At 58.2% G+C, this 19,781-nt stretch carries 19 protein-coding genes; 8 read left to right on the top strand and 11 right to left on the bottom strand.

Going from position 1 to position 19,781, the window contains the following annotated elements:
- The first annotated feature begins 12 nt into the window (after nucleotides 1-12).
- The 3 genes from hmeg3_RS16485 (at nucleotide 13) to hmeg3_RS16475 (ending at nucleotide 1,758) form a co-directional block, all read left to right on the top strand.
- Nucleotides 13-573 (top strand): SiaB family protein kinase, encoded by a 561-nt coding sequence (locus tag hmeg3_RS16485; protein WP_094564684.1) that lies wholly within the window; start codon nucleotides 13-15, stop codon nucleotides 571-573.
- A gap of 85 nt (nucleotides 574-658) precedes the next feature.
- Nucleotides 659-1,051, top strand: a complete 393-nt coding sequence (locus hmeg3_RS16480; RefSeq protein WP_094564683.1) for a DUF1987 domain-containing protein — start codon at nucleotides 659-661, stop codon at nucleotides 1,049-1,051.
- Nucleotides 1,048-1,758, top strand: coding sequence for a diguanylate cyclase (locus hmeg3_RS16475; protein ID WP_094564682.1), 711 nt, complete (start codon nucleotides 1,048-1,050; stop codon nucleotides 1,756-1,758). The genes hmeg3_RS16480 and hmeg3_RS16475 overlap by 4 nt, the downstream gene beginning before the upstream one ends.
- 188 nt (nucleotides 1,759-1,946) lie before the next feature.
- Here hmeg3_RS16475 and hmeg3_RS16470 read toward each other — a convergent pair whose 3' ends face one another.
- Both hmeg3_RS16470 and hmeg3_RS16465 read right to left on the bottom strand, forming a co-directional pair.
- Complete coding sequence (locus hmeg3_RS16470) at nucleotides 1,947-3,059, bottom strand: MBL fold metallo-hydrolase (RefSeq protein ID WP_094564681.1); 1,113 nt, start codon at nucleotides 3,057-3,059, stop codon at nucleotides 1,947-1,949.
- Between the two features lie 88 nt (nucleotides 3,060-3,147).
- Nucleotides 3,148-3,531 carry a tautomerase family protein gene (locus hmeg3_RS16465; RefSeq protein ID WP_094564680.1) on the bottom strand — a complete coding sequence of 128 codons (384 nt, stop codon included), beginning with the start codon at nucleotides 3,529-3,531 and terminating at the stop codon, nucleotides 3,148-3,150.
- Nucleotides 3,532-3,714: 183 nt separating this feature from the next.
- Between hmeg3_RS16465 and hmeg3_RS16460 the strand changes: the two genes are divergently transcribed.
- The 4 genes from hmeg3_RS16460 (at nucleotide 3,715) to hmeg3_RS16445 (ending at nucleotide 7,522) form a co-directional block, all read left to right on the top strand.
- Entirely contained in the window at nucleotides 3,715-4,575 is an 861-nt protein-coding gene (locus tag hmeg3_RS16460; protein WP_094564679.1) for a LysR family transcriptional regulator, read from the top strand.
- A 196-nt stretch (nucleotides 4,576-4,771) separates the two neighbouring features.
- Nucleotides 4,772-5,224 carry an Hsp20 family protein gene (locus tag hmeg3_RS16455; RefSeq protein WP_094564678.1) on the top strand — a complete coding sequence of 151 codons (453 nt, stop codon included), beginning with the start codon at nucleotides 4,772-4,774 and terminating at the stop codon, nucleotides 5,222-5,224.
- A gap of 690 nt (nucleotides 5,225-5,914) precedes the next feature.
- Nucleotides 5,915-7,123 carry an MFS transporter gene (locus hmeg3_RS16450; RefSeq protein ID WP_094564677.1) on the top strand — a complete coding sequence of 403 codons (1,209 nt, stop codon included), beginning with the start codon at nucleotides 5,915-5,917 and terminating at the stop codon, nucleotides 7,121-7,123.
- A 183-nt stretch (nucleotides 7,124-7,306) separates the two neighbouring features.
- On the top strand, nucleotides 7,307-7,522 hold the full coding sequence (locus tag hmeg3_RS16445; protein WP_094564676.1) for a glycine zipper 2TM domain-containing protein: 216 nt from the start codon (nucleotides 7,307-7,309) through the stop codon (nucleotides 7,520-7,522).
- A gap of 83 nt (nucleotides 7,523-7,605) precedes the next feature.
- Here the strand turns inward: hmeg3_RS16445 and hmeg3_RS16440 are convergent, their stop codons facing one another.
- The 4 genes from hmeg3_RS16440 to hmeg3_RS16425 form a co-directional block, all read right to left on the bottom strand.
- Nucleotides 7,606-8,433, bottom strand: coding sequence for a hypothetical protein (locus tag hmeg3_RS16440; protein ID WP_232511686.1), 828 nt, complete (start codon nucleotides 8,431-8,433; stop codon nucleotides 7,606-7,608).
- A 318-nt stretch (nucleotides 8,434-8,751) separates the two neighbouring features.
- Nucleotides 8,752-11,064 (bottom strand): DNA topoisomerase IV subunit A, encoded by a 2,313-nt coding sequence (parC, locus tag hmeg3_RS16435; protein ID WP_094564675.1) that lies wholly within the window; start codon nucleotides 11,062-11,064, stop codon nucleotides 8,752-8,754.
- Nucleotides 11,065-11,096: 32 nt separating this feature from the next.
- Entirely contained in the window at nucleotides 11,097-11,942 is an 846-nt protein-coding gene (locus tag hmeg3_RS16430; protein ID WP_232511685.1) for a lytic transglycosylase domain-containing protein, read from the bottom strand.
- Between the two features lie 9 nt (nucleotides 11,943-11,951).
- On the bottom strand, nucleotides 11,952-13,940 hold the full coding sequence (locus hmeg3_RS16425) for a DNA topoisomerase IV subunit B (protein ID WP_094564674.1): 1,989 nt from the start codon (nucleotides 13,938-13,940) through the stop codon (nucleotides 11,952-11,954).
- Between the two features lie 323 nt (nucleotides 13,941-14,263).
- Here hmeg3_RS16425 and hmeg3_RS16420 point away from each other — a divergent pair, with 323 nt between their 5' ends.
- Nucleotides 14,264-14,944 carry a nitroreductase gene (locus tag hmeg3_RS16420; RefSeq protein WP_094564673.1) on the top strand — a complete coding sequence of 227 codons (681 nt, stop codon included), beginning with the start codon at nucleotides 14,264-14,266 and terminating at the stop codon, nucleotides 14,942-14,944.
- Nucleotides 14,945-14,956: 12 nt separating this feature from the next.
- On the opposite strand, the gene hmeg3_RS16415 is transcribed toward hmeg3_RS16420, so the two are convergent.
- The 5 genes from hmeg3_RS16415 to hmeg3_RS16395 form a co-directional block, all read right to left on the bottom strand.
- Entirely contained in the window at nucleotides 14,957-16,141 is a 1,185-nt protein-coding gene (locus tag hmeg3_RS16415) for an acetyl-CoA C-acyltransferase (RefSeq protein ID WP_232511679.1), read from the bottom strand.
- Complete coding sequence (locus tag hmeg3_RS16410; protein ID WP_232511677.1) at nucleotides 16,138-17,577, bottom strand: AMP-binding protein; 1,440 nt, start codon at nucleotides 17,575-17,577, stop codon at nucleotides 16,138-16,140. Before hmeg3_RS16410 ends, hmeg3_RS16415 begins: the two co-directional genes overlap by 4 nt.
- The gene (locus hmeg3_RS16405; protein WP_198361887.1) at nucleotides 17,574-18,164 is read right to left on the bottom strand and encodes a biotin transporter BioY; all 591 of its coding nucleotides are present in this window, start codon (nucleotides 18,162-18,164) and stop codon (nucleotides 17,574-17,576) included. The genes hmeg3_RS16410 and hmeg3_RS16405 overlap by 4 nt, the downstream gene beginning before the upstream one ends.
- A gap of 81 nt (nucleotides 18,165-18,245) precedes the next feature.
- The gene (locus hmeg3_RS16400) at nucleotides 18,246-18,839 is read right to left on the bottom strand and encodes an energy-coupling factor transporter transmembrane protein EcfT (protein WP_094564670.1); all 594 of its coding nucleotides are present in this window, start codon (nucleotides 18,837-18,839) and stop codon (nucleotides 18,246-18,248) included.
- Entirely contained in the window at nucleotides 18,832-19,641 is an 810-nt protein-coding gene (locus tag hmeg3_RS16395) for an energy-coupling factor ABC transporter ATP-binding protein (RefSeq protein ID WP_094564669.1), read from the bottom strand. Before hmeg3_RS16395 ends, hmeg3_RS16400 begins: the two co-directional genes overlap by 8 nt.
- Nucleotides 19,642-19,781: the final 140 nt, after the last annotated feature.

The following is a 19,781-nucleotide window of genomic DNA, read 5'->3' as shown; positions in this document are numbered from 1 at the left end:
GTGCAGATACCTATGAACGGGATTCAACAGCAGTGGGATGATTTTCACCGATGCGTCGAGCGGCGCGACGTGATCTTTTACTACGTCGGGTATTTTTCGCAAACGATCATTGCCGCCATGGCCGATGCCGTCAAACTGCGTGCCGAGCACACCGGGGCGGTCGCTGTCACACGCCGCAAGTTGTTTTCGTCCTTTATCGAGATGACACAAAACATCGTGCATTACTCAGCCGATTCGTATGACAAGGAAGGCATCGCGGAAGCCGGCATGCGTCACGGCGCAGTCTTCATCTCGCTGACCAACGAGCGCTACTACCTGCATTGCTCCAATCCGGTCAACGCCGTCGTCGCCGAAAAACTGCGCGAGAAGCTGGAGCATCTGCGCTCGCTCACCATCGACGAAATCAAATTGGAGTATAAGGAGATGCTGCGCTCCGAGACGCCGCCCGACAGCAAAGGCGCCGGCCTCGGTTTCCTGACGATGGCGCGCGATGCCAGCGAGCCGCTGGAGTTTGAATTCTCGCCGCCGGCAGCCGACGGCACCTCAATGTTTTATTTAAGAGCGACGATCTGACCCGCCATGCCGTGCGTTGTCGAATGTGGCAGCGTGATGGCGGAAGAGATGTTCCTCGTGGTTTGTTTGAATAAAGAATGTAAATATGGATAACTTATTTATCGCGGCCAGTGCCAGTTCCCCTGAAGTCGATTTTCGTTTCGACGAGCGCAAGCTCTCGCTGAAAGGGGAGTCCTATCCGGAAAACGCCGCGCAGTTCTGGGGCGACATCATCGCCGTGCTGCGCCAGTTTCTGGAGCAGGAAACTGCAGGCACAAGCATCACGGTCAACGTGGCGCTGGCCTACTTCAACAGCTCCAGCACCAAGATGTTGTTCTCGCTGTTCGGCACGCTGAATGAAAAAGCCAAGTCCGGCACCGAAGTCATCCTCAACTGGTACCACGACGAAGAAGACGACACCATCTTCGAGTTCGGCCAGGAGCTGAGCGAAGACTTCCCCAATCTTGTTTTCCACGATCAGGCAGTAAAAAGCGAATGAGCGACGTCGACCTCTTTGAAGCCGAGACCGCAGTTCTCACCCGCGCCACGCAAGTCGTGGCCAGCGGCGCTGACGAGCCCGAGCAATATCGGCAAGCCCTGGAAGAACTGGTAAAAAGCTACGGCCGCCTCATGCGCGAAAGCCGCCGCCTGATTGCCCGCAGCGACCGCACCGAGCGCGAACTCAATCAGCTCAACTCCAAACTGCAACAACTCACTGATGAGCTAGACTACAAAGCCAGGCACGACAACCTCACCGGCGCGCTCAACCGTGGCGCCATCTTCGAACGCGCACATCACTTCCTCAAGAAAACCTCGCTGTCCCTCGTCGTCCTCGACATCGATTTTTTCAAACGCATCAACGACGAATTCGGCCACCCAACCGGCGACGCCGTTATCCGCGAACTGGTAAACCGCTTGCGTAACACCCTCAACGGCGAAGGCGAAATCGGCCGCGTCGGTGGCGAGGAATTCACCATCCTGCTGCCCGGCGTATCGCTCGATGCAGCGGTGGTCATCGCAGAAGAAATCCGTCTCGCCATCGTGCAGGAAGTCTTTCCCTGCCTGCCGTCACGCCCGGTGACATCCAGCTTCGGTATCTCCTGGAGCGACGTCGGCGCCGATTTTGAAGATGCTTACGCACGTGCAGACGCCGCCTTGTATAAAGCCAAACACGGCGGCCGCAATCGCGTGGAGCGGGACGCTTAAACCTTGTGGTAAGTCTCGCTTGTCGGTGCTCAATGCAGAGCGCGGGGAGGGAGGAGTGGAGTTGTTCAGAAGCGAAAGCGGCTTTGGATGTGCTCTCTCAAAGACCACCTCTGACTGAATAGTTACATCATTGCCGGCAGCGTTGACCGCTGCCATATCCGCAGTAAATCTAGACCTCCGTCTCTTACTTAATCCAGCTTGAGTGTTTCACCGTGCTTTAGCACCGTAAATTCACCTTCGGGCAACCCCGCGTTTTTCGCCGCTTCTGCGAGCAATTTTGGCGGCTCGTCAAGTGACTCATCCGCCAGTTCGAACGTGCCCCAATGGATGCCGATGGAACGTTTCGCATGCACGTCCTTGTGAATCTGCACGGCTTCTTCAGGATCGACGTGTTGGCCCTTCATGAACCAGCGTGGTGCATAGGCACCGATGGGAATCAGCGCCAGATCGAAGCCGCCGAACCGGCGGCCGATGTCTTGAAAATCCTTTGAATAACCCGTGTCGCCGGCAAAAAAGACCGAGAACGGATGCGCTGCACCTTCACCGGTCTTGATCACCCAGCCTCCCCACAAGGTCTCTGAGCGATCCATCAATCCCCGTGCCGACCAATGTTGCGCCGGGACGAAATGGATGTCGAGTTTGCCCACGACCGTCTTGTCCCACCAATCCAGCTCCCGCACATTGGTGATACCCACGCCCGCCATCCAATCCTTCACACCCAGCGGCACCAGAAACAAGGGCGGCCCGCCGGCCTGTTTATTCAATTGTTCAACACTGGCCTGATCCAGATGGTCGTAGTGGTTATGCGAAATCACCACCACGTCAATGTGCGGCAATTGCGTCAGCGTGATGTTGAGCGGTACTTTGCGCTTGGGGCCGACGAAGCTGAAGGGCGAGGCGCGATCAGAAAACATCGGGTCGGTGATGACGTTCATGCCGTCGATCTGCAGCAATGCTGTTGCATGGCTGATCCAGGTCACGCTCGGCGTCGTCTTGCTGGATTGCAGCCAGGCGATCTCGGGCGTGGCCATCGGGAACTGATAGTTATTGGCCGGTGCTTTCGGTACGCCTTGCGTGATGCGTTCCCATTGCCATTTCAGCAGCGAGGCGCGCGGCTCTTGCGGATAGTTATTGCGGAAGCCCGACGGCGTGCGATTGGGTTTGTCAGGATCGTAGTACTTGCTTGCTGCCGCGCAGCCGGCGCTGATGAGCACGAGAATCAAAGCAATATTGCGCAGACGCTTGCGCCCGGGGGATGATCTGTTCGCGCTGTTCGAGTTATTCGACGAGGAAGAAGGCATGAATGAGTATGGATATGCGTGGCAGGTTATTCAGACCTGCCATGCTATCAGGCTACGGCGCTTCAGGTGCCTTTGCTGTTGATTCTGCTTACAGCGCGTACTGCGCGAGGCCATTACCGAAGGACCAGTTTTCTTTCAGCACTTCCACCAGACTGATGAAGACATCTTCAGAGCGTATTCCCGGGTCTTCCCCCAGGCGCTCGACTATGCGCGCGTAGAGCGCCTTCTTTTGGTCGATGGTGCGCGTGTTGTTGGCCGTGATCTGGATCAGCACGAATTTGTCGCTGCGCGCGATGTTCAGATACGTTTTATCGAACACGAAATTGTCCGGATCGTATTCGTCCACGACCATGAACTTGTCATCCTTGGGGACATTGAAAGTTTCCAGCATCGCTTCGTAGATATTATCGAGAATGGCTTTGCGGTATTCGCGGGTTTCGCCGCGGCGAATATGGACTCGGACAAAAGGCATGATGTTCTCCTTCAAAGAGGGTGGGTCAACGGTGTTTCAACGGTAAGCCACAGGTGAATTGCAGTGGGTATGCAAGCATCTTAGAACAAGCGTATCATTTTAAAAATACATCAAAAAGTATTTCAATGATATTGAATTGAAATGATTGGCCGTGAATCATGAGTAATCAAAATACGCCCAAAAATGGAACCGACCCAACGCCCGCTTGATCTTGACGCCGTCCAGGCTTTTGTCCTTGTTGCTGATTTGCAAAGTTTCACACGCGCAGCGGAGGCCTTATACACGACGCAATCCGCCATCAGCCTCAAGCTGAAGAGGCTGGAGGACAGGCTCGGCCGCCGCCTGCTCGAGCGTACGCCGCGCCAGGTTCGCTTATCGTCGGACGGCATCGGTTTCCTTGATGCTGCACGCGGCTTGCTGGCAGCCCATGAGAGGGCGCTGGGGCGCATTGAGAACTCGACGGCGCGTCTCAGTCTTGGCGTCAGCGATCACGTCGCTGGTGATGGTTTTCCTGCGGTTCTGGCCCAAGTCAATGCCTTTGATCCCGGCGTGATCGTCGAGGTGCGTATCGGCGCTTCGCGCGATTTGCTCGTCATGTACGACCGCGGCGAACTGGATGCCGTCATCGTGCGCCGTGATGGCGAGCGCAGCGATGGCGAACTGATCCAGGAAGAACGCATGGGCTGGTTCGCGGCACCGCACTGGCAACCTCGCGCGAACGAGCCGCTTCGGCTGGCAACGTTCTCGCATACCTGCGGCGTCCGTGAGTTGGCGGTCCGGCGCCTGGAAGATGCCGGCATTTCCTGGAAGGAAGTATTTATCGGCGGTGGCGTGCATGCCGTCGCGGCTGCAGTGACGGCGGGGCTGGCGGTGACGGCGTTGCTCTATCGCGTTAAACCGGCCGGCGCCATCGATGTCGGCAAGAGCATGAAGCTGCCGTCTTTGCCTCTTGCGCAAGTGATGTTGCATACCAATGTGCGGGACAGTCGGGCGCAGGCAGTTTTGCGCACGGTGGTTGCGGCAATGAAAAACGACGGTCGGTAAAACAAGAGGCATTGTTAAAAAAAACGCAAAAAACATTGCTGAAAAAAGCTTGATAAAAAACCTCTTGAAAAGAAAAAGTCTGGTCGTATATCGGTAACAAGGCAGCGGGAAGTTTCCCGCGGTCTAGCGAATGCTCAATGGAGGTTCGCGCTTGTTTCTTGTTTATCTATCGCTTCTTTTTCAAAAGGATACTGTTATGCGTACTTACGATTTCTCCCCACTCTATCGCTCCGCAATCGGTTTCGATCGCCTGGCTCAACTGTTTGACAACGCGCAGCGCGCGGATTCGCAACCGAGCTATCCACCGTACAACATCGAACTGGTTGCCGACGACAAATACCGGATTACCATGGCCGTGGCCGGTTTCAGCAACGCTGAAATCGACATCGAAGCTGAAAACGACACACTGAAAATTGTTGGTCGCAAACAGAAGGAAGAAGGCTCGCCGACCTTCCTGCATCGCGGTATCGCAGCACGTGATTTTGAACAACGCTTCCAGCTCGCGAACCATATCAAGGTCGTCGGCGCACAGATGGAAAACGGTCTGCTGAGCATCGAACTGGTGCGCGAAGTACCTGAAGCACTGAAGCCGCGCAAGATCGAAATCAACGCCGACAATGTGCATCGCCTGGAACGCACCGCGGCCTGATTGCCGCGCGTAGTTAAAGTCTCTGAGTAGTTGATGTTGCTGTAGAAGTACCCGGTGTATCTGTACCTGTTGTACCAGTAGCTGTAGAAGTAGTTGAGTAGTTGCAGCAGAAGTTGTTGTACCGCTGTAGAAGTAGCTGTTCCAGCTGTAGAAGCAGCGTCGGTGATTGTTCATGCCGACGTCTGACAAAGCCCGCCTTGCGCGGGCTTTGTCGTTTACGCATGCCTTGTCGCATGCCTTGTCGCATGTCTTGTGAAGCAGGCAACAAGGTTCCCGCAGATTAGACAAGAATAAAAACTATTCTGTATAATCGGCCGCAAATAACGAAACAGAACTTCGTGAGGTAAGCTAAATCGGCTTCGAATTAGTTTTCTCTCACAAGCCTCCTGCCTCGTTACGTAAGCGTTAACGTCAACCAACGCGTCATTCACGTGCCGTGCCTGAAGGTTTCAGGCAGCGATTCAGGTCGCCGCGCACGTGTATAACGCTATGGTGAAAAATTGACGACACACTTACTTCCCTCGGGCGGGCTTACCTTGCCCACATCAGTACCTTCTGCAGCAGTTTTTACTGCCGCCGCAGTCACGGTAATCGCTGCATCATTTTCCCTCGACGACAAGTCAGCCGCCACCTTGCGTGGTATGCGTTCGTTCGCTTGTTCGTTCACCTCTACATGGGATCAATAACATCATGACCACAACAACCAACAAATCCACGGATGCATCCACCGAGACCGCCAGCGGCGGCCTGCTGCCTTTGGTCGCCATCGTCTTCACCAGTTTTCTCTGCATCGGTATTCCGTTGCCGGCCTTGCCTCTGCACGTCAATGGCGTGCTCGGCTTCAGCGCGTTGACGGTCGGCTGGGTGGTGGGCATTCAATCTTTCTCGACCATCTTTTCGCGCAAATTTTCAGGTTCGTATTGTGATCGTCATGGTTCCAAACGCGCGGTGTCGATCGGCTTGCCGATGGCTTCTGTCGCCGGTTTGCTGTATCTGGCCTCGACCATGATTGCGGATGCGGGCACCAGTCTTGTCGTGCTCTTCGTCGGTCGTTTGCTGATGGGGCCGGCGGAAAGCCTGTTCCTGACCGGCACCATGACATGGGGCATCGGCCGCGTCGGTATGCAACGCACCGGCAAGGTGATGGCGTGGCAGGGCATTGCCATGTTTGCCGCCCTGGGGCTGGGCGCACCGGTCGGTATCGCCATCCAGCAGCGCTTCGGTTTCACCGGCGTGGCGCTGACCACGATGTTGTTGCCGATGGTCGGCCTGGCCATTGCGGCGACGTTGCGCGGTTTGCCTGCGCTCGGCAGCAAGGGCGGTGGGGTGGCGATGTCGGAAGTGTTGCGCCTGATCTGGCGCTTCGGTCTGGCATTGGCCTTGAGTGCGATGCCTTTTGCGATCATCACCAGCTTCCTGGTGCTGCTCTATGCCACCAACAACTGGTCGGGTGCTGGGATTGCGATCCTTGGCTTCTCGGCTGGTTATGTTGGTGTGCGTTTGTTCTTTGCGCATCTGCCGGATCGCATCGGCGGCGCCAAGGTCGGCGCCGTCTCGGTGGCGATCGAACTGATCGGCCAATTGCTGTTGTGGCAATCACATGATCCGATCATGGCGGGGCTTGGCACGCTCCTGACAGGCATCGGTTTCTCGCTGGTGTTTCCCTCGATGGGCGTGCAAGCCATGGCGCGCGTACCGGCCCACTCACGTGGTTTGGCCGTCGCGACCTTCATGGCTTTCATTGATCTGGCGGCAGGACTGACCGGCCCGGTCGTGGGCGTGCTGATCGGTTTCTTTGGCTATGGGTCGGCCTTCCTGGCGGGTGCTGTCGCTTGCGTGCTGGCTTTGTTGCTGATGGTATCGGGCATGTCGCGGGCACCGGCGCGCCAGCAGGTGTAATGCATTCAGCCAGGAAATTTTGCGGTCGTCGCTCGTGCTTGTAACAACTGTAAGAGATTGTTTACAACTAACTGACACTCGAAACTATTCGGGAATAATGCGTCTAAAAAATGTCCTGTTCATACAGGACATTCAGCAACCGGCTTTCGTTGCAGCATCCCTATTTTTTACAGAGGCGTCATCATGAGAACAATTCATAAAATTACAGTCATCTCCATCACGGTATGTGCTCTGACAGTGCTGAGCGGCTGCAGCAATATGTCGCGTCGCGACAAAAACACCGCAGTAGGTGCGGGTATCGGCGCAGTAGCCGGTGCAGTGCTGACAGGCGGCAGCGGTATCGGTACCGCGGGTGGTGCGGCAGTGGGCGGCGTCATCGGGCATCAGATCGGTCGATAGTTCATTTGCAGTAGTTGACTGATTCATAGAAAAGGGATGTCGTTCAATACGACATCCCTTTTCATTTACGTCAGGCCAATGTTCTATCGATTCGTTGTTGTCTTGTCTTGCATCAGCCAGGGCGACGAGGTACTCCAAAAAATGATGTCTACGCCGAGATAGCTCTTCGCATAATCAGAAAACTCTTCGCGTGTGAACGGCTTTCTGGTTTGCGGATTGGTGTAGGTCAAGGTGGGCTCTTGCACGGCCATGGCCACGAGTGCGAGTTTCCCTTTGTATTGATGAAAAAACGGATACGCGTTTTTCATATGCGATTTTTTGTTCGGAATGATGTCGGGACCGCCGAGGCCGACTTTTTCTTTTTCGGCCAAGGCAAACAGGCGTGACATGTACTGATGATCGTTGTCCCATTCGCACGGCCAGAAATTCACGTATTGCACAACATAGGATTGTTTGAATACTTTCCTGGCGAAGCTGAGATTTTCCACTTCCGCGTTGAAGTATTTTTCGCAACTGAATCCGGTTTTATCCCGTTTGGTTTTTGGGTCAATTGCCGTCTCCGGCAGATTGACTCCCATCACCCGGCCGTCGAAGCGTGTTGCCAGCGCCAGCAAAAGCTGCTGGTAACGTTGTCGTACAGCGGGATTCCATTGCTGCGCGACCCATCCTGAGGCCACAGGTTTGTTCTCGCCGGGATTGTCATACTGCTCGACGAGGCCACCCCGATAAATCGGATCGGTTTGCAAGTAGAGTGGAACATGCTTGTGGCGGGGATCGAAGAAACGATCCTGGATTTGAATGAACAGTTTTTTGTTCAACCCATTGAGGTACGCCAGATCCTTCTCAATTTGTGCGAAATCGTAGCGATCTTTTTCTTTTTCCAGAGAACTCCAGCTATAGACGATTTGCACGCCCCCGATATCGGCGCGTTTGATCAGTGCTTCGATTTTGTTCAGGTCGTCCGACCCGGTGTAGAGAAAATTTTGCAACGGTGCTGCGTTGACGTACGCGGGAAGTGCGAAGAGCAGCAGCGGGGCTGCGAGCAGCATGTTGTAGCGTGAATGCACCATGTCCTCCTTGACCATGCCGGGAATGGCATAACAGATGGACTCGGTGAAGTCAGTCAAGTTTCATTTTTGACAAGTTTTTTGCTGCAGATGAGGTGGGATTCTCGTTGCGCGCCGCAGAATATTTATTCTGCGGCGCGGCTTATTGAGGTCGACCTGACTTCAGCCAATCGCTGCCAGTGCCGTCGCCTTCAGTTTGGATTCCAGCGCCTTGCCCTTGCGTGCGCGCTTGCCGATATGCAGACCCAGTGCTACTGCCGATAGTGAAACTTCCTGTGCCTTGCCGCCACGGCCGGTGCCGGAGACCAGTACACCCTTTTGGGTGATGGCTTGCGCGGCCAGCAGTTTTTCATTCTTTTCCAGTTCCATCAGGATTACGCCGCGGCCACCGCTCGACAAAGTCTTGATTTCATCCAGACCGAACACCAGCAGGCGTCCTTGTCCCGACAGGCAGGCAATCGCGCTGGCGCCGGTCGGCATTGGACGCGGCGCCAGTGGCAGATCCCCTTCATCCAGCGTGATGAAGGCCTTGCCGCCCTTGACGCGGCTGAGCATGTCACCAAGCTTGGCCGTGAAGCCATAACCGGCGTCGGACGCCAGCAGCATTTGCGTATCGACCGGGCCTGCGAAGTAGTGCAGCAGGTTGTTGCCGCTGCCGAGGTCGACCAGTGTCGTGATCGGTACGCCGTCGCCGCGCGCGTTTGGCAGGGAGTTGACGCCAACCGTGTAGATGCGGCCGTTGGAGCCGAAGCCCAGCAGGTTGTCGACGGTGCGGCACTCGAAAGCGCCGTACAGGCCGTCGCCGGCCTTGAAGGTGAATTGCGTCGCGTCGTGGCCGTGGCCACTGCGTGCGCGCACCCAGCCCTTTTGCGAAATGATGACAGTGACCGGTTCGTCGATGATCTTTTGCTCGACCACGGCTTTTTCGGCCTCTTCGATGACGGTGCGGCGGTCATCGCCGAATTGCTTGTCGTCGGCTTCGATTTCCTTGATGACCAGTCGCTTCATCGACGATGGATTTTCCAGCAGGTCTTGCAGCGTTGACTTCTCGTTGCGCAGTTCGGCCAGTTCTTGCTGGATCTTGATGGTTTCCAGACGCGCCAGTTGGCGCAGACGGATTTCCAGGATGTCTTCGGCCTGGCGGTCCGACAGCTTGAAAGCTTCAATCAGCGCCGGCTTCGGCTCATCCGATTCGCGGATGATCTTGATGACCTTGTCGATGTTGAGCAGGATCGCTTCACGGCCTTCGAGGATGTGGATGCGGTCCTCGACTTTTTGCAGCTTGAATTGTGTCCGGCGCGTGATGGTGGCGAAGCGGAAGCTGATCCATTCGCTGAGGATGTCGCCGAGACCCTTCTGGCGCGGACGGCCATCGCCGCCGATCATCACGAGGTTGATCGATGAGCTGGTTTCCAGGGAAGTCTGGGCCAGCAGCGTGTTCATGAATTCGGTCTGGTCCTGGTTCTTGGACTTCGGTTCGAATACCAGGCGCACTGCTGCTTCGCGGCCCGATTCGTCGCGCACCGCATCCAGCATCGCCAGGATGCTTTGCTTTTGCGCCTGCTGTTCCGGCGTGAGGGTTTTCTTGCCGAGCTTGATCTTGGGATTGGTCAGTTCTTCGACTTCTTCCAGCACCTTCTGCGACGACACGCCTGGAGGCAATTCGGTGATGACCGCCTGCCACTGGCCACGCGCCATGTCTTCGATCTTCCAGCGTGCACGCACCTTGAGGCTGCCGCGGCCGCTTTGATACATCTCGGCGATGGTCGACGACGGCGTGATGATCTGACCGCCGCCCGGGAAATCGGGGCCGGTGATGTGCGTCATCAGTTCTTCGTGGGTGATCTTGGGATTGCGGATCATCGCCACGGCAGCGCGCGCGACTTCACGCAGGTTATGCGACGGGATTTCAGTCGCCATGCCGACCGCGATGCCTGATGCGCCGTTCAGCAGCAGGAAGGGCAGGCGTGCCGGCAGCAGCTTCGGTTCTTCGGTCGAGCCGTCATAGTTCGGCTGGAAATCGACCGTACCCATGTCGATTTCATCGAGCAGCAGCTTGCTGATCGGCGTCAGGCGGGCTTCTGTGTATCGCATCGCCGCAGCACCGTCGCCATCGCGCGAGCCGAAGTTGCCCTGACCATCGATCAGCGGATAGCGCAGCGAAAAGTCCTGCGCCATGCGCACCAGCGCGTCGTACACCGACTGGTCGCCGTGCGGGTGCAGCTTACCGAGCACGTCGCCAACCACGGCTGCCGATTTGCGCGGCTTGGCGGTGGCGTTCAGGCCGAGTTCGTTCATCGCGTACAGGATGCGGCGCTGCACGGGTTTCTGGCCGTCGGCCACGTCGGGCAGGGCGCGTCCCTTGACCACCGAAATGGCGTAGTCGAGATAGGCACGCTCGGCGAAGGTCGACAGCGTCAGCGATTCGCCGTCGGATGGCGCGGCTTGTTCAAACAGATTGGCTTGTTCAGTCATGTGGCTGGGTTGCGTTGATGTCGTTGTGTGAATTATTCGATGGAAGTCGGTGGCGGCATGCTGCGGCGGCCCGGCAAAATGATTTCAATGCGGCGCGGCTTTTCCACGTTATCACCGGCATTGCCTGCATTATTGGCGGCGCTGCCGCCCGGCTGGTATAGACGATAAAACTGCGCCACCAGTTGCACGTAATTGCGTGTTTCCGGATAGGGCGGGATCTGATTGTTGTACTTTTGCACGGCGCGTTCGCCGGCATTGTAGGAGGCAATCGCCAGTTCCAGCCGTTTTGGGAAAAGTACCTGCAAGTCGCGCAGATAACGCGCGGCCAGACGGATGTTGATCTTCGGATCGGTCAGCTTTTGCTGGATAGTCTTGCGGCGATCGCCCTGGACGCCATAACGCTCGGCGGTCTCCGGCATGATCTGCATCAGACCGATGGCGCCCTTGGGTGAGACGGCGGTCGGGTTGAAACCGGATTCCGCTGCCATGATGGCTTTCAGCAACGCCGGCTCGACTGAAAATTCTTTCGCGCTCTGATCCAGCATGGCTTCATACTTTTTCAGATTCGGATGTTGCAGCATCAGCTTCATCAGCGGCGAGGACATGTTCTGTTTCACGTCAACGCCGGGGATTCCTTTTGCGATTTTGTCCGAGTCGAAGGTGGCGTCGCCACGCATGAACAACTGATAGCGGTCATCGAGCTTCTCCGTCGACACGTGCGCCATGCCGTCGGCGTCGATGTAGCCGTAGACATCCGCGTGCGCAGACGCTGCGGTCAACGACATACACAATGCAGCTGCCGCAACAGCAACCGGCAACACTCCCGAAAGGAAGCGGCGCCAGAAGCCGGGTTGCATGATGTCGTTGCCGATGCGCATTTTGCTGTCTTAAATGTCCGCTTCCGCTTCGTTGCCGTGCTCTTCGATCCAGGCACGGCGTGAGGCGGCTTCGCCTTTGCCCATGAGCATGGTGAAGCGCGCTTCGGATGCGATATGGTCGAGTTCACCCAAAGAGACCGGCAGCAGGCGGCGGGTGTCGGGGTTCATGGTGGTTTCCCACAATTGTTCCGCGTTCATTTCACCCAGGCCTTTGAAGCGCGAGATGCTCCATGCGCCTTCTTTCAGACCGTCCTTGCGCAGCTTGTCTTCGATCGCTTCCAGTTCACCGTCGTCGAGTGCGTACAGTTTTTGCACCGGCTTCTTGCCGCGTGCCGGCGCGTCAACGCGATACAGCGGCGGACGTGCGATACAGATGTGGCCGTGGTCGATCAGTTTGGGGAAATGCTTGAAGAACAGCGTCAGCAACAACACCTGAATGTGCGAGCCGTCAACGTCCGCATCGGAAAGGATGCAAATCTTGCCATAGCGCAGTCCGGTCAGGTCTGGTGTGTCGGTGTGACCATGCGGATCGACGCCGATAGCGACGGCGATGTCATGGATTTCATTGTTGGCGAAGAGGCGGTCGCGCTCGGTTTCCCAGGCGTTCAGCACCTTGCCGCGCAATGGGAGGATCGCCTGAAACTCTTTGTCGCGGCCCATCTTTGCCGAGCCGCCGGCGGAGTCGCCTTCGACCAGGAAGATTTCGTTGCGTGTGATGTCGTTGGATTCACAGTCGGTCAGCTTGCCCGGTAACACGGCCACGCCGGAAGATTTTTTCTTTTCGACTTTTTGCGCCGAGCGCAGACGGCTTTGCGCCTGCTTGATCACGAGGTCGGCCAGTTTCTTGCCGTATTCGACGTGCTGGTTCAGCCACAGCTCCAGCGCCGGACGCGAGAAGGTCGACACCAGACGGACGGCGTCGCGCGAATTCAGGCGTTCCTTGATCTGGCCTTGGAATTGCGGATCGAGAACCTTGGCCGACAGCACGAAAGAGACGCGTGCGAACACGTCTTCCGGCAACAGCTTGACGCCCTTGGGCAACAGCGAGTGCATTTCGACGAAGCTCTTCACCGCCGAGAACAGACCTTCACGCAGGCCGGATTCATGCGTACCGCCGGCTGAGGTCGGGATCAGGTTGACGTAGGACTCACGCACCACGTTGCCTTCTTCCGTCCATGCCACCACCCATGCCGCACCTTCGCCTTCGGCAAAACCTTCGGCATCGGCACCGGCGTATTGCTCGCCTTCAAACAGAGGGATCAATGGATCGGCGCTGGTCGACTGCGCCAGCGATTCCATCAGATAGCCGCGCAGGCCTTGATCGTATTGCCAGCTTTGCACGTCGCCGGTTTTACCGTTGACGAGCGACACCTTCACGCCCGGCAGCAGCACTGCCTTGGAGCGCAACAGGCGTTGCAGCTCTTGCTGTGAAATCGTCGGCGAGTCGAAATATTTGGGATTCGGCCAGACGGTCACACGGGTGCCGGATTTTTTATCTTCACGCGTCATCGGACGCGACTTCAGCTTCTCGATCAGATCGCCGTCGGAGAAGGCCAGCGTGTGCACCCCAGCCTCACGCCAGACCGTGATTTCCAGGCGCGACGCCAGCGCGTTGGTGACCGATACGCCAACACCGTGCAGGCCGCCCGAGAAGGCATAGGCTCCGCCGCTGCCCTTATCAAACTTGCCGCCGGCGTGCAGGCGGGTAAAGACGATTTCGACTGTCGGCACGCCTTCTTCCGGATGCAGTCCCACCGGGATGCCACGGCCGTCATCCTCGACGCTGACGCTGCCGTCGGGATTGAGCGTGACCATGATGTTCTTGCCATGACCGCCCAGCGCTTCGTCCGAGGCATTGTCGATGACTTCCTGGAGGATGTGCAGGGGATTCTCGGTCCGGGTGTACATGCCCGGACGTTGCTTGACCGGTTCCAGTCCTTTCAGGACGCGGATGGATGATTCGCTGTATTCAGACGGGGATGTTTTTTTAGTTGCCATGCAGGTGAGGTACTGGAATCTGGAAATCGATGAATCGGCGAGTCGGTGCGTTGACAATGCATCGGGGCAAGCCGCCGATGAGGCTCCTGAAAGCTGAGCCAAATGCGCATTCTAATGAAAAATTGACGACGGCAGGAAGTTTGGCTTGTTTCCAAAATGAAAGATTGTCAATTTGGAATTGCAGCATCCGTGTTATCGCCACCGGGATTTAGCCGCTACCCGGTGCGATAGGCTATATTGACGCCCACTTAAGCCATTTTAGTCCTATGCACGGCTGTATCGTTGTCGTACCTCCGCGCAGACGCACTGTCGTGCCCGATTCTATGCCCGATTCTCTTTTGTCGTTTTCTGACTTACTTCATTCCCGCAATTCCACGCGCGGCTTCCTCGATCGTCCGTTGCCTGACGGCATGTTGGCCGAATTGCTGTCCATGGCGCGCCGCGCGCCCAGTGGCGCCAATCTGCAACCCGGTGAATTCATCTCGCTGGAAGGCGAGGCGCGTGCGCGATTGTCGTCGGCGCTGGTGGAGGCTTTTCGGGCGGGTAAGCAGGAGCCGGAAGATTACAGCTATTTTCCGCAGCCGATGCCGCAGTCCCTGCGCCGACGTCAGGTCGCGGCTGCCAAGGAGTTGTACGGCGCCTTGCAGACCGGCCGCGATGACCGGGCCGGGCGCGACCGTCAGTTCGAACGCAACTTCAATTTCTTCAATGCGCCGGTGGCTTTGCTGGTGACCATCGATGCGCGCATGGGCAGCGGTTGTTACATGGATCTGGGGATGTGTCTGTATGGCCTCATGCTGGCAGCGGCTGCACATGGTCTGGGCAGTTGCGCCATCGGCGCGCTGGCCTCGTATCCGGGTTTGATCCGCTCGACGCTGGAGCTGGGCAATGACAATCACATTGTCTGCGGCATGGCGTTGGGCTACGCCGATCCGGATGCGCCGGAAAATACGGTAAGGACAGAGCGGCTGAAGCCGGAAGAGTTTTTCAGAACGCTGCGTTAGTTTGCGTTAGTTTCAGCAGCGCTCGACAATTGCCGCGGCGCCGAGACCGCCGGCCGCGGCGATAGTCGCCAGACCCAACGCGCCATCGGGCGCCGCATGATGCATGTCGGCCAGCAATTGCACCAGACTGATCGCGCCTGACGCCCCGATAGGATGTCCGCGCCCAAGTCCGCCGCCGTGGCGATTGAGCTGCGCAGGCGACAGATGCAATGTTTCGCAGAACGCGATGGCCTGCGCGGCGAAGGCGTCGTGCAATTCCACTCCCCATATATTCCCGATCTTGTTTGCAGTCCGCACCAGCACAGCTTGCGTGGCATCAATGGCGGCCAGCATTGGTGTTTCAGGCAAGGCACCGACGCTGACGCCTGCGCGCCATGCAAATTGCGGGCGCAGGTTCAGGCGTCGTGCGGCGTCGCGCGTGGCGATGATGACAAACGCAGCGCCGTCGGCGCTCGGTGAAATGGCGATACGGCTGATCGCGTGACGCTGCAGCGCTGCTTCATCTGCGCTGGTGTCATCCGAGATCGCCACAACCGGCATACGCATGAGGTGGCGCTGATCGAGTGTACGCGGATAACTGTCGTAGGTGGCCGCACCGATGGCGATGATTTCGTCTTGTACACGGAGGCGTGCCGCGACGGCGCGTGCATGGCTTTGCATCGCCCAATCGTCTTGCCGCTCGCGCGTGATGCCGGCGGCAAGTGCATGGCGGGCAGCGGCCAGCAGCATATCGGGATCGCGTGCCGGATCCGGTGCGAAGGCGGGACTGCCGTATTCAATGGCAGGCTCGCCGGAATGACGCGGACGATGTTGACGTATCGGCGCACGACTCCATGCTTCGACGCCGCCGGCGATCACGACATCGGCATTGCCTGCTGCCAGCATGCCGTTGGCCAACGCAACCGTATCAAGGCCGGCGCAACATTGACTATCGACCGAGAGAGCCGGAATGCGATCTGCGCAGCCCGCAGCCAGCGCCAACATGCGCGCCGGATTGCCGCCTGCACCCATGGCGTTGCCGGTGATCACGGCATCAATGGCGGAGAGCGGAATGCCGAAACGTTGCAGAATGCCCAGCAATACCGGCGCGCCGATTTCATGCGGCTGCAATGACGACAGCGCGCCACCGACTGGAGTAACCGCGCTGCGGCCCCAACCGAGGATAACGGCGTCGTGCATTGTATTCAGGGTGCTCATAACGGCCGCAACGAAGACGAGGATGCGTCGGAAGTGCTCAGGCGCAGCGCCAGTTGCTTGTGATCGCTTTTGCCGCTGGGCGTCAACGGCCAGTCGTCGCAGACGTAGAAACGGCGCGGAATCTTGTAAGGCTCCAGCCGCTCGCGGCACCATGCGCTCAATGCATCGGCGCTGATGGCTTCGGTCAGTTCCAGCAGCGCTGTCACTTGCACGCCGCGTACGGCGTCGGGGATGCCTTGCACCGAGGCGGCATGTACCGCGGGATGCGCTGTGAGCACGCTTTCCACTTCTTCCGGAAACAGATTCTTGCCTTGCGCCAGCAGCATGCGTTGTTGCCGTCCGAGCAAATGCAGCCGGCCTTGCTCATCGAGATGGCCGACATCGCGCACCGACAACCAGTCGCCATCGCGCAGCAAAGCAGGTTGATCTGATTGTTCGTTGAGCGTGACGTAGTCTTTGAAGACCATCGGGCTGCGCACGTAAATCAATCCAGGCGTGTTGGGTTGTGAGGCATCAATGCGCACGTCGACATTGCTGAACGGTTTGCCGACAACGTGATCGGGAAGGGCGCTATCGCTGTCGGTCCAGGCGATGAAGCTGGTCTCCGACGCGCCATAGAATTCAATGATGCGCGCACGTGGGAACAAGGCCTGCAGCTCCGGCGTTCGGGCACGCGTCCACGGCGCACCGCCGATCATCAGCAGCTGCACGTCAGGCATCGGCGCCAAGGCACGGCGTTGCGCCAGATCCAGCATCAGGATCAACTGGCTCGGCACGGTGACCATGGCGCCGGCGCCTTCAAGACCCTTGCAAGCCAGGGTATCGAGCGCCGCCGTCGGCGAAAAGCGCGACTGCAACCGGATGCCTGCGCCGCTCCACAGCCCGAGCAAAGCGCCGAACAAGAAGGTCGAATGCGACAAGCGTCCCGGCACCAGTATCGTCGCACCGGCGCCAGCACCGAACGATTCCAGAGAGATATCGAAGCTGCTGGTCCACGAGCCGTGATTGCGGCGGAAGCCCTTGGGCAAGCCACTGCTGCCGGAGGTGAATCCGATATAGAAAGGGGTGGAAGCGGTGGCGACATCCGGTGCTGTCTCCGCACCCACGCCGGCGGCCACGCGTGCAAAGATTTGCTCACGCACGGACGGTGGCCAGTCGGGATCGCTGACGGCGGCAGTACGGTTGGCGGAAATAATGGAAAGAAAACTCAGCAGCAAAGGCACTGCGTTATTCGTATCGCTGATGTCGTCAACCCAGCAGACTGCCGCCGGATGGGATTGCTTCAGTGTCTCTGCACGCGTTGCGACTTGCTGGAAGAGTTCTGCAAAATCGAGGCGGGTCACGCCATCGTCAATCGCGATGGCGTGCGGCGTCGTTGCCGCCCAGTGCGCCAGCGGCGCATGGACGGTATCGAAGTTTGAACGTAATGGAATCAATCGCGGTCCAGACGCCATGCCGGCATGCCGCGCACCACGCTTTGTACCAGCACTGCGCAGATCACGCACTTGACCAAGTCGCCGGGAATAAAGGCCAGCACCGCCAGCGAGGCTTGCACCAGTGTCAGATGCGCGGCCAGCATCAGGCCGAGGATGCCGAACAGATACATTGCCAGAATGCCGCCGATGACCGACGACAAGAAAGCAGCAATCAGCAGGCGCTTGCCTTTGGCGTCCGGCATACGGCGCATGAACAGGCGCATGCAAAGACCGCACACCACCGCGCCGATCCACCAGCCCAGCAGGAAGCCGGCTGACGGCGCCACGAACACGCCGATACCGCCACGGCCACCCGACAGCAAAGGCAGGCCCAGCGCTACCGCGACCAGAAACAGTCCAATGGTATAGAACGCGCGCTTCGGGCCCAGCAGACAGCCGACCAGCATGATGCCCAGCGATTGCAGCGTGATCGGCACGCCGAACGGCAGATCGATTTTGGGAATCAGGCCGAACACTGCGATCACGGCAGCGAACAGGGCGATGTAAGAAAGCGAGCGGGTAGATGTCATGGTGCCGGTTGTTGTCATGGAAGGGTCACTCATTAAAAGAAAGTCGGTTATCGGGATTCACGGAATGCAAAGGATTCAGTGGATTACGGGCCTTACTGTCTAGCCGCCAAGACGGGCGACCAGTGCATCGGCCACGCGTTCGGCGGTTTGCAGCGCGCGGATAGCCAGCGGCGCCAGCAGACGCAAGCCGCCACCGCGTCCGGTGCGGGCACGATGTGCATCGTCGAGACGCTGCCATTGCGCGTAGAAATTTTCAGCAAAACGCAGCGTCAGGCCGATACCCAGCGCGATGCGTTCTACCGGCACGCCGAAGCGGCGCAACGGCGACAATATCGTTTCCAGCACCGTGAGCAAATCGTCAAAGCGCGTCGTGATGGTCAGCATCAACGCCAGCATCGATGCCGCCATGATACGCAAGGCACTGATCACGCCGACAGCCGGATCGCCTGCCAGCCAGTGGAACCCCGCAATCAGTGTGCATGCGATCAACAGGCCGCGCAGCATGCGCCATTGCCGCCAGCCTGCCGGGCCCAGCGAAAGAAACAGCGCCAGCACGATCATTGCCGCAACGGCAAGTTGAACGAGCACGCCGGTCAACATCAGCGCCGTACCGCCGATGGACAGCGCCAACAGCTTGAGCCAGGCAGGCACTCCGTGCAGCCAGGTGCGGCGTGTGGAGTACAGGCTACGCATCGGCAGCTTGCTTCGGGAGAGCGCCGTCCATGAACGCTGTGTCCAGGATGATCGTATCGGCGACGCTGCGCTCGCGGACATCCTCGGCGTAGGCTGCGCAGACTTCCCGCCCCGGTCCGTCACCGCGCAAGATGCCATTGTCGAGCCACAGGACGCGCTCAAAGTCCCGCACGTGTTCCAGCAAATGGGTGGAAAGAATGATCTGTTGATCGGTCGCACGGATCTGTGCAGACAGCCGCAGCTGACTCGGCATGTCGAGGCTGGAATAGGGTTCATCCAGCAGAAGCGTTGCCGGATGCGTGATTTGCAGCGCCATCAGGCAGACTTGCTGGCGCTGCCCCTGGCTCAGTTCACCGATGGCGCGTGGCGCCCAGTCGGCACGATGCCGTTCAGCCAGAAAGGCAAGCGCCTGTTCACGCGCCTGCTTCTTTTCTGTCCCGGCCGCAGTCAGGCTGAACGCCAGTTCTTCAGCGACCGTCGGGAAGATGATCTGATCGTCCGGGTTCTGAAACATCAAGCCGACCTTGCGCGGCAATGTGCGGCGATCAGCGGCATGGGCGGTATCGCTGCCATGCACCGTCACGCGGCCCGACTGCGGTTGATCCAGTCCGCAAATGAGGCGAAACAGGCTGCTCTTGCCGGCGCCGTTGTCACCGATCAGGCCGATGCGCGATTGCGTCAAGTGCAGCGTCAATTGTTCGAAGACCACGCGGTCGCCGCGTTTGAGCGTGACCGATTCCAGTCTGATGCCGTGCGCGCTGTGTGACGGCACGCCGGGCCGGGTCATTGTATTTTGGTTCATATATAGATCGGCCTGTTTCCGCCGTAGGGTCGCCATTATATGACAGGCCGCGCGCGCTCCAGGCAAGGGTTGCTATGGCGCAATACATTGCGTCAAGGCGTACCGGGCGGAGTTGTCTGCCTGACATGAAGGGTGCCTGT

This window comes from Herbaspirillum sp. meg3 (assembly GCF_002257565.1).
Taxonomy (GTDB): Bacteria; Pseudomonadota; Gammaproteobacteria; order Burkholderiales; family Burkholderiaceae_D; genus Herbaspirillum.
The sequence above is the reverse complement of the archived record's forward strand: the minus strand, read 5'-3'. Positions and strand labels throughout refer to the sequence as shown.

Coding starts and splice junctions, on each gene's coding strand:
- hmeg3_RS16450 (WP_094564677.1), top strand. CDS start 5,915: ATGACCACAACAACCAACAAATCCACGGATGCATCCACCGAGACCGCC.
- hmeg3_RS16470 (WP_094564681.1), bottom strand. CDS start 3,059: ATGCCTTCTTCCTCGTCGAATAACTCGAACAGCGCGAACAGATCATCC.
- hmeg3_RS16420 (WP_094564673.1), top strand. CDS start 14,264: ATGCCCGATTCTCTTTTGTCGTTTTCTGACTTACTTCATTCCCGCAAT.
- hmeg3_RS16395 (WP_094564669.1), bottom strand. CDS start 19,641: ATGAACCAAAATACAATGACCCGGCCCGGCGTGCCGTCACACAGCGCG.
- hmeg3_RS16465 (WP_094564680.1), bottom strand. CDS start 3,531: ATGCCTTTTGTCCGAGTCCATATTCGCCGCGGCGAAACCCGCGAATAC.
- hmeg3_RS16475 (WP_094564682.1), top strand. CDS start 1,048: ATGAGCGACGTCGACCTCTTTGAAGCCGAGACCGCAGTTCTCACCCGC.
- hmeg3_RS16460 (WP_094564679.1), top strand. CDS start 3,715: ATGGAACCGACCCAACGCCCGCTTGATCTTGACGCCGTCCAGGCTTTT.
- hmeg3_RS16405 (WP_198361887.1), bottom strand. CDS start 18,164: ATGACAACAACCGGCACCATGACATCTACCCGCTCGCTTTCTTACATC.
- hmeg3_RS16445 (WP_094564676.1), top strand. CDS start 7,307: ATGAGAACAATTCATAAAATTACAGTCATCTCCATCACGGTATGTGCT.
- hmeg3_RS16455 (WP_094564678.1), top strand. CDS start 4,772: ATGCGTACTTACGATTTCTCCCCACTCTATCGCTCCGCAATCGGTTTC.
- hmeg3_RS16430 (WP_232511685.1), bottom strand. CDS start 11,942: ATGCGCATCGGCAACGACATCATGCAACCCGGCTTCTGGCGCCGCTTC.
- hmeg3_RS16480 (WP_094564683.1), top strand. CDS start 659: ATGGATAACTTATTTATCGCGGCCAGTGCCAGTTCCCCTGAAGTCGAT.
- hmeg3_RS16425 (WP_094564674.1), bottom strand. CDS start 13,940: ATGGCAACTAAAAAAACATCCCCGTCTGAATACAGCGAATCATCCATC.
- hmeg3_RS16485 (WP_094564684.1), top strand. CDS start 13: ATGAACGGGATTCAACAGCAGTGGGATGATTTTCACCGATGCGTCGAG.
- hmeg3_RS16400 (WP_094564670.1), bottom strand. CDS start 18,839: ATGCGTAGCCTGTACTCCACACGCCGCACCTGGCTGCACGGAGTGCCT.
- hmeg3_RS16415 (WP_232511679.1), bottom strand. CDS start 16,141: ATGAGCACCCTGAATACAATGCACGACGCCGTTATCCTCGGTTGGGGC.
- parC (WP_094564675.1), bottom strand. CDS start 11,064: ATGACTGAACAAGCCAATCTGTTTGAACAAGCCGCGCCATCCGACGGC.